The 7,435-nt window shown below is 55.5% G+C and carries 3 protein-coding genes, 1 tRNA gene and 3 pseudogenes; 5 read left to right on the forward strand and 2 right to left on the reverse strand.

The window, feature by feature from the left end; all coding sequences use genetic code 11:
• Window positions 1-11 precede the first annotated feature (11 nt).
• Entirely contained in the window at window positions 12-1,868 is a 1,857-nt protein-coding gene (gene pepF / locus I656_RS01545) for an oligoendopeptidase F (RefSeq protein WP_020756604.1), read from the reverse strand.
• Window positions 1,869-1,957: 89 nt separating this feature from the next.
• On the opposite strand from pepF, the gene I656_RS01540 reads away from it, so the two are divergent.
• Window positions 1,958-2,848, forward strand: coding sequence for an aldo/keto reductase family oxidoreductase (locus I656_RS01540; RefSeq protein ID WP_020756606.1), 891 nt, complete (start codon window positions 1,958-1,960; stop codon window positions 2,846-2,848).
• 12 nt (window positions 2,849-2,860) lie between these two features.
• The gene (locus I656_RS01535; RefSeq protein ID WP_020756607.1) at window positions 2,861-5,017 is read left to right on the forward strand and encodes a DNA topoisomerase III; all 2,157 of its coding nucleotides are present in this window, start codon (window positions 2,861-2,863) and stop codon (window positions 5,015-5,017) included.
• Window positions 5,018-5,201: 184 nt separating this feature from the next.
• Here I656_RS01535 and I656_RS01530 read toward each other — a convergent pair.
• Window positions 5,202-6,082: pseudogene (locus tag I656_RS01530) on the reverse strand (glycerophosphodiester phosphodiesterase family protein).
• A 176-nt stretch (window positions 6,083-6,258) separates the two neighbouring features.
• Between I656_RS01530 and I656_RS01525 the strand changes: the two are divergent.
• The 3 genes and pseudogenes from I656_RS01525 to I656_RS18335 all read left to right on the forward strand — a co-directional run.
• Window positions 6,259-6,330, forward strand: a tRNA-Gln gene (locus I656_RS01525).
• A gap of 238 nt (window positions 6,331-6,568) precedes the next feature.
• Window positions 6,569-7,045 (forward strand): annotated as a pseudogene (gene rraA, locus I656_RS01520) (ribonuclease E activity regulator RraA); the annotation flags it as partial.
• Between the two features lie 59 nt (window positions 7,046-7,104).
• A pseudogene (locus tag I656_RS18335) lies at window positions 7,105-7,347 on the forward strand (hypothetical protein); the annotation flags it as partial.
• Between the last annotated feature and the right edge of the window lie 88 nt (window positions 7,348-7,435).

The raw sequence follows: 7,435 nt of genomic DNA on the forward strand, positions 1-7,435 counted from the left end.
TTAAATTGCATCTATATAGACCGCTGACGGTTTTGGCTTGACAGCTGCCGATCGAGCTCGTCGACGAGTTCGGCGAAATGATCTAAGACCCGCTCGATCGGTTCGGGGCTTGTCATATCCACTCCGGCACGTTTGAGCAGACGGATCGGGTCATCGGATGCGCCGGAGCGCAAAAATTGTTTGTACCGCTTCACCGCCTTGCCGCTTGTATCGGTTTGGATGCCGCTCACAATGGTGTACGACGCCGCGAGCGAAGTGGCATATTTGTATACATAAAAGGCGTCATAAAAATGCGGAATGCGCAGCCAGCCGCGCGCGGCGCCGGGATCGGCGGCGTACGCCGGGCCGTAATACGTTTTGAGCAAGCCAAGCCAAAGCTGGTTCAGTTCGTCCGCTGTCAGGCTGCCGCCTTGGCGCACTTTGTCATGAATGATCCGCTCAAATTCGGAATACATCACTTGCGTGTACAACGTGCCGCGGATTTGCTCGATTTGTTCGACGAGCAGGCGGAGTTTTTCTTCTTTTGTTTTTGCCTGTTTGTATAAATAATCGAGCATGAGCCATTCGTTTGCGGTCGAGGCGACTTCGGCGGTGAAAATCGAATGGCCGGAATAATGGTACGGCTGCGCGCGGTTCGTGTAGACGGAATGCATGGCGTGCCCAAGCTCGTGGGCCATCGTCAATACGCCATCAAGCGAACCGTTGTAATTGAGCAAGATGAACGGATGGGTGTCATACGCTCCCGTGTTGTAGCCGCCGGTATATTTTTTCGGGCGCGGGAAGACATCAAGCCATCGCTCTTGAAACGCTCGGTGCACCTGTTTGATATAGTCGGCGCCGAGCGGCTTGAGCCCTTCGACAATGAACGTTTTCGCTGTTTCAACTGGGATCGATTTCGCCGTTTCGCCGACAAGCGGCACGTACAAATCATAGCTGTGAACGCGGTCAAGCCCGAGCGCGCGCCGCCGCAATTCGATATAGCGGTGCAGCGCCGGCAAATGGCGGCGGGTGGCGGCGATTAAGTTGTCGAACACTTCCTTCGGGACATCGTCGGCGGCCAGCGCGGCGGCCAGGCCGGATGGATAGCGGCGCACGTTCGCATACAATTCATCCGCTTTGACCGAGGCGTACAGCGTCGCCGCGGCGGTCTGCTCGAGCGCCTCATAGCTTTTCGCTTTCGCTTCAAACGCCGCCTTTCGATAGCGGCGGTCCGGGTGCTCGAGCATGGCGGCGTATTGGTCGTCGGTCAATGTCACCGTTTTTCCGTTCGGCATCGTGACAGACGGCGGCTCGTAATCGCCGCGGGCGGCGTGGTCATAAATGTTCTCCGCCTCGCCGAGCGCCGGCGATAGTTTCGCGAGCAGCCGTTCTTCGCGTTTCGTAAGCGTATGCGGCTTTTGCTCGCGCAACTCATGGAAGTAATAGCGGTACGCTTTCAGCTCTTTGCTCGTTTGGAGCTTCTTGAGCGTCCGCTCGGGTAGGGCGAGCAGTTCCGGCTCGATGAACGCTGTTTTCGCCGCATATTGGGCGGCGAGCGCTTCCACTTTTGCCCCAAGCCGGGCCGCTGCCTCGTCTTCAATGTTCAGATCGCGTTTTAAATGGGTGTAAAGCGACAGTTTTTCGAGCTTGCGGGCCGTTTGTTCGTTGAGGGCGAACAGTTTGGCGATCGTCTTTGCATCATCGAGTTTTCCTTCAAACGCCGCCAGTTTCGGCAAGGCGTTTTGCACCGCCTTGTAGTCGTGCATCCACTCGGCTTCGGATGGATAAATGTCGGCTAGGTTCCATTCGTATGCGGTTTCGGCGGCTGATGCCGGCCATGGGGAGGCGAAAAGAAGCACAGCGGCGAGCCCAAGAAGCCAGCGCTTCATATCATCACGTCCTTTCCGTTTTTTCCTCTTGTTGGTAGTATGCGCAAGCGGAACGATTTTAGCCAAAAATAAAGAAAGGGAGACAATCAATGGAACGAATTCGGTTGGCGGACGATTTGACGTTTTCCCGCCTCATTCACGGCTGTTGGCGGCTTGCGGACTGGGGCTATTCGCGCGAGCAGCTGCTCGGGCTCATTGAATTTTGTCTTGAGCGCGGCATTACGACGTTTGACCATGCTGATATTTACGGCGACTATACGTGTGAATCGCGCTTTGGCGAAGCACTGGCGTTAAAGCCAAGCTTGCGCGGTCAGATCGAGATCGTGACGAAATGCGGCATCAAGCTGCCATCGAAGTACGGGATGAAATTATACGATACAAGCAAAAATCATATCATCGCTTCGGTTGAGCAATCCCTTCGACACTTCCATACCGATTATATTGATGTATTGCTTATCCACCGCCCGGATCCGTTTATGAACCCGGAAGAGGTGGCCGAGGCGTTTCTCCAACTCAAGCAGGATGGAAAAGTGCGCTATTTTGGCGTTTCCAACTTTAAACGTTCGCAGTGGGAAATGCTTCAGTCGTATTTGCCGTTTCCGCTCGTGACCAACCAAATCGAAGTATCGGCGTATCGGTTGGAAAATCTTGAAGACGGCACCGTTGACCTTTGCCTTGAGAAGCGCATTCCGCCAATGGTATGGTCGCCGCTCACCGGCGGGGCGATTTTTTCCGCTGACGATGACCGGGCGGTGCGGTTGCGCGGGACGCTTGAACAAGTGCGGGGTGAGGTGGGCGCTGAGACGATCGACGAAGTGTTGTACGCGTGGCTTCTCGTTCATCCAGCGCGGATGATGCCGATTGTCGGCTCGGGAAAACGAGAACGCATCGAGCGGGCGGTGCGGGCGTTGTCGCTTCCGCTTTCCCGCGAGCAATGGTTCGCTATCTTACAAAGCTCCATGGGGCATGATGTGCCGTAAGGGGAGAGGACGATGAAGGTCATTATCGCGGAAAAGCCGGACCAAGGGGCGACGCTCGCCTCGATTTTTCGGACGAAAAAACGGCAAGGCTATATCGAAATTTTGCCGAATGACTTGTTTCCCGACGGGGCGTATATGACATGGGCGATCGGGCATTTGTTCCAGCTCGCCCCGCCGGAGCGGTATCGGCCGGAGTGGAAGCGGTGGACGCTCGGCACGTTGCCGATCATCCCGGAACGGTTTGAGTATGAGATCGAAAAAGCGAAGGCGAAACAGTTCAAGGTTGTGAAAGAATTGCTGCGAAAGCCGGAAGTGACGGAAATCATCCATGCCGGCGACGCGGGGCGCGAAGGGGAGCTCATTGTGCGCAACCTCATCCGCCTAAGCGGCGTGAACAAGCCGATGAAGCGGCTTTGGCTGTCGTCCTTGACCCCGAAGGCGATCGAGGAAGGGTTCCGCCGCCTGCTTGATGAACGGACGACGCGCCCGCTCTATGAGGAAGCGTACGCTCGCGCCTGCGCGGATTGGCTCGTCGGCATGAACGCCTCGCGCGTGTACAGCCTCTTGCTGAAGGAGCGCGGGATGAACGATGTGTTTTCCGTCGGGCGCGTGCAGACGCCGACATTGGCGCTGATCGTCCGGCGTGAGCGGGAAATTGAGCAGTTCCGCCCTGAACCGTTTTGGGAAGTCGTCGCCTCGTTTGTCATTGGCGACAAGCGTTATGAAGGAAAATGGACGGATAAAAACGGCCAAACGCGTCTTGGGGACGAGGAGATGGCGAAAAAGATCGCTGCCTTTTGCCAAGGAAAACGGGCGGAAGTCGCCGACGTCCACACGGAGCGGAAAACGTATCAGCCGCCGCTGTTGTTCAACTTATCGACGCTGCAAGCGACAGCGAACAAGTTGTATCGCTTCTCGCCGAAAAAGACGCTTGATGTGCTGCAGTCACTCTACCAAAAAGGGATCGTTTCGTATCCTCGTTCCGATTCGATGCATGTGACGAAAGGGGAAGCGGAAACGTTTCCCGCCATTTTGCAAAAGCTGTCCTCGTTTCCGGCGTACGCTTCGTATTTTCCGTTGCCGCAGCCGTCGATTTTACAGAATAAACGTTATGTAAACGAGAAAAAGGTGACGGACCATTACGCCATTATCCCGACCGAGCAAGTGGTGGATCCCGAGAAGCTGTCAGCCGACGAACGGAAGGTGTACGATTTGGTCGTCCGCCGCCTAATTGCCGCCCACCATCAGGCGGCGGTCATCGATTATACGACCGTCACGACGCTCGTTGACGGTCGGGCTCGCTTCGTTTCGAAAGGAAGGCAGGTCGTCGAGGAGGGGTGGCGCGCGGTCATCCGCCCGCATGAGGAGGAGAAAGATGCTGCGCTGCCTCCCCTTGAGCGAGGGGAGGCGGGGAAAGCGGCCGCTGTCAAGGTGAAAGAAGGGAAGACCGAGCCGCCGAAACGGTATACAGAAGGCGAACTCATCACTTTGATGAAAACGGCGGGAAAATTTTTGGACGACGAGGAACTGGAAAAAGTGCTCGCCAAAACGGAGGGGCTCGGCACGGAAGCAACAAGGGCGGCGATCATTACCATGCTGAAAGAGCGGAAGTATATTGAAGTGAAAAAGAACCTCGTATATGCGACCGATAAGGCGAAAGTATTGATCGAGGCGCTCGGCGGCACGATTCTCGCCTCGCCGGAAATGACGGCGAAATGGGAGCAGCGCTTAAGCGAAATCGGTGAAGGGAGCGCCTCTCCCGCTGCTTTTATGGAACAGGTGAAAAAGTTGGCGCAAAAAGTGGTCGCTGACGCCATCGCCGCCGCGCCGAATTGGAATTTCAGAGGGGTTGACACCGCCTCGATCCAGCGGACAAGGAAGAAAAAAACGATGGGCGAGAAGCTTGGGCCGTGCCCGCTTTGCTGCGGGACCGTCATCGACAAAGGAACGTTGTACGGCTGCGACCAGTACGCGAAAACAAAATGCCCGTTTACGATCTCCAAACGCATTCTCGGCAAGTCGATTTCGGCGGCGAATGTGAAAAAGCTGCTGGCGCAAGGGAAAACAAATGTCATAAAAGGGTTTAAAAAAGGCGGGAAAACGTTTGACGCCATACTCGTTTGGGATGAAAACGAGAAGAAATTGTCGTTTCAGTTTCCGAAGCGGTGACGAAAGCAACACGAGTGGGGGACGGGAGGTTTGGCGAAAAAGCGGACCGATGGCGGACCGCCGATCTGACCTCCTTTTTCTCAAATGATGAACCGAATCGGATCAAATGGGAACGATTTTCGTTTTTATTAACCGTAATAACATTATGTAAAGAATGAGTTCCCCCTGGCTCCCTGAAGGCGGGTCAATGACGGGGCAAACGACGGCAGGCGGCAATGCGGCCAGGGCGGTCTGGATAATCGGTGAACACACCGTCCACGCCCATGGCGCATAGGCGAGCGAGATCGTGTGGTTCATTGACGGTATAGACGTGAACCATGAGCCGCGGCCATGGGCGGCGCGCACCCACTCTTCGGTGACGGCTGAGAGCGGCAAGCCGATGCCATCGGCATAGACGGCGATTTGTTGCAACAGCTCGTCGCGGCCACTTCGCGCTTCCTTTTCGCCGACCAATTGAATGAGCGGGACGCCGCGCGGGATGAGCGGGCGGAGCGCCTGCAAACTTTCTGGATGGAACGATTGAAACATGACGCTTCCGCGCTGGAGAACGCCGTGTTTTTGCAATAGGCGGGCGACCGCCCGTTCGATGCCGGGCTGTTTCGTTTCGACGTACAATGGAACGTTTACACGTTCCGCTTTCAGCATCCGAACCACCTCATCAAGCGTCGGAACGCATTCGCCGGCAAAGCGTGGATCGAACCACGATCCGGCATCCAATTTTTTGAGCTCACGCAATGAAAAATCGCTGACCCGCCATGGCGACCGGTGCGGGTAAACCGTTTCGACATTTGTCGTCCGGGCGAGCGTCGCATCATGCAGGACAACGAGCTTCCCGTCTTTCGTTGCGCGCACATCGACTTCGATATAATCGGCATTCATGAGGGCGGCGAGGCGGTAGGATGAGAGCGTATGCTCCGGCGCGTGTCCGGACGCGCCGCGGTGGGCGATGACGGCGGTTTTCGGCTGGCTGGGTGGCTGCCAGGCAGCCGCGGCCGCTAAGACGATCGGCAGCGATAACAAAAACAATGCGCAAAGATAGATGCGAAAAACCGTGATCCGGCGCATAGACATCTCTCCCCTTCCAGTATCATATCAGGAAAACAAGTGTTAGGGGAATAACGGGGTGATATAGTGGGGAAAGGGTGCTTGTACCGATAGTGTCGCACATCAAGCAAAAGAATATTCAGGTTGATGCATAACGTGCACCATCATGCCGCATACTGTAAACGACAACAAAACGTTGGGCTATAGCCAAGCGGTAAGGCAACGGACTTTGACTCCGTGATGCGCTGGTTCGAATCCAGCTAGCCCAGCTGAATCGCCGGACGGGGCTCGTTCGTCCCGGCGGCCAAAACGGCTTCCGCCATGTTGTGCGGGGCCGTTTTTTCGTTCGCCGGAAAGCGGGGACGAGAACATCTTTTTATCGTTTTCAGCGGCCCCGCAAGGACACGCATCCGATGCCCGAGCAGAAGCAGCGCCGCAAAAAAATGTGGTGTCGGCAGGATTTTGACGAATGGTGGCGAATGAAAAAAAACGAAAGGGGAGAGGATCATGAAAACAGCTGATTTATGCGATCAATGTTTAGATGAGTTGCAAGTGTGCGAACTTTCGTTTCAATCGTACGGCGGAAAACGGATGTTTTCCGGGCCGATCGCGACGGTCGACGTGTTTGAGGACAACGTCCTTGTCCGTGAAGCGCTCGAGACGGTGCCGCCGGGGACGGTGCTCGTGGTCGATGGAAAAGGCTCGCGCCGCGTGGCGCTATTAGGCGACCGGTTGGCGCAAATCGCCTGCGACCGGGGGCTTGCCGGCATCATCATCCACGGCTGCATTCGCGATTCGGCGGAAATCGGCCGCATGCCGCTTGGGGTCATGGCGATCGGCACGTGCCCAGTGAAAAGCAAAAAAGAAGGAAAAGGCGCCCGCGACGTTGTGCTCGAGTTCGGCGGCGTCCGCTGGGAGCCGGGCGCATACGTGTACGCCGATGCCGACGGCGTTGTCGTCGCCAACAAAGATTTGTTGCGAAAAATGGTTGACGGCTGCGGTCGAGTCTCGTTCAATACAACGAACAGGTTGAGGCGATGGAGATGGAATGGCAGGAAGTGCGTTCATTGTATCCAAATCAATTTGTGAAATTACAAGTATTAAAGTCCCATTTAGAGGGAGATCAAGAAATCATTGAAGAGGTGGCTGTTATCGGAACGGTTTCGGACAAGGATGCAACTCGTGAGTTGCTGCAATCGAAAGGGAATCAGCTTGTTTATCATACTAGCCACAAGGAGATTGTTTTAAAAGTTCGGGGAGCGATTGGCCTGAGAGGGAAATTTCATCCTATTTCGCGCAGGAGACTCCCACTTCAACGACCAAAGGGAGTAAGTGGGAGAGGAATGCGCGTTCCCCCTTTCTTTTGTGTATGAT

The organism is Geobacillus sp. WSUCF1 (genome assembly GCF_000422025.1).
Taxonomy (GTDB): Bacteria; Bacillota; Bacilli; order Bacillales; family Anoxybacillaceae; genus Geobacillus; species Geobacillus zalihae.

What these genes read in the sequence shown, in the direction of transcription:
- pepF (WP_020756604.1), bottom strand. Translation starts at nt 1,868, where the DNA reads ATGAAGCGCTGGCTTCTTGGGCTCGCCGCTGTGCTTCTTTTCGCCTCC.
- I656_RS01540 (WP_020756606.1), top strand. Translation starts at nt 1,958, where the DNA reads ATGGAACGAATTCGGTTGGCGGACGATTTGACGTTTTCCCGCCTCATT.
- I656_RS01535 (WP_020756607.1), top strand. Translation starts at nt 2,861, where the DNA reads ATGAAGGTCATTATCGCGGAAAAGCCGGACCAAGGGGCGACGCTCGCC.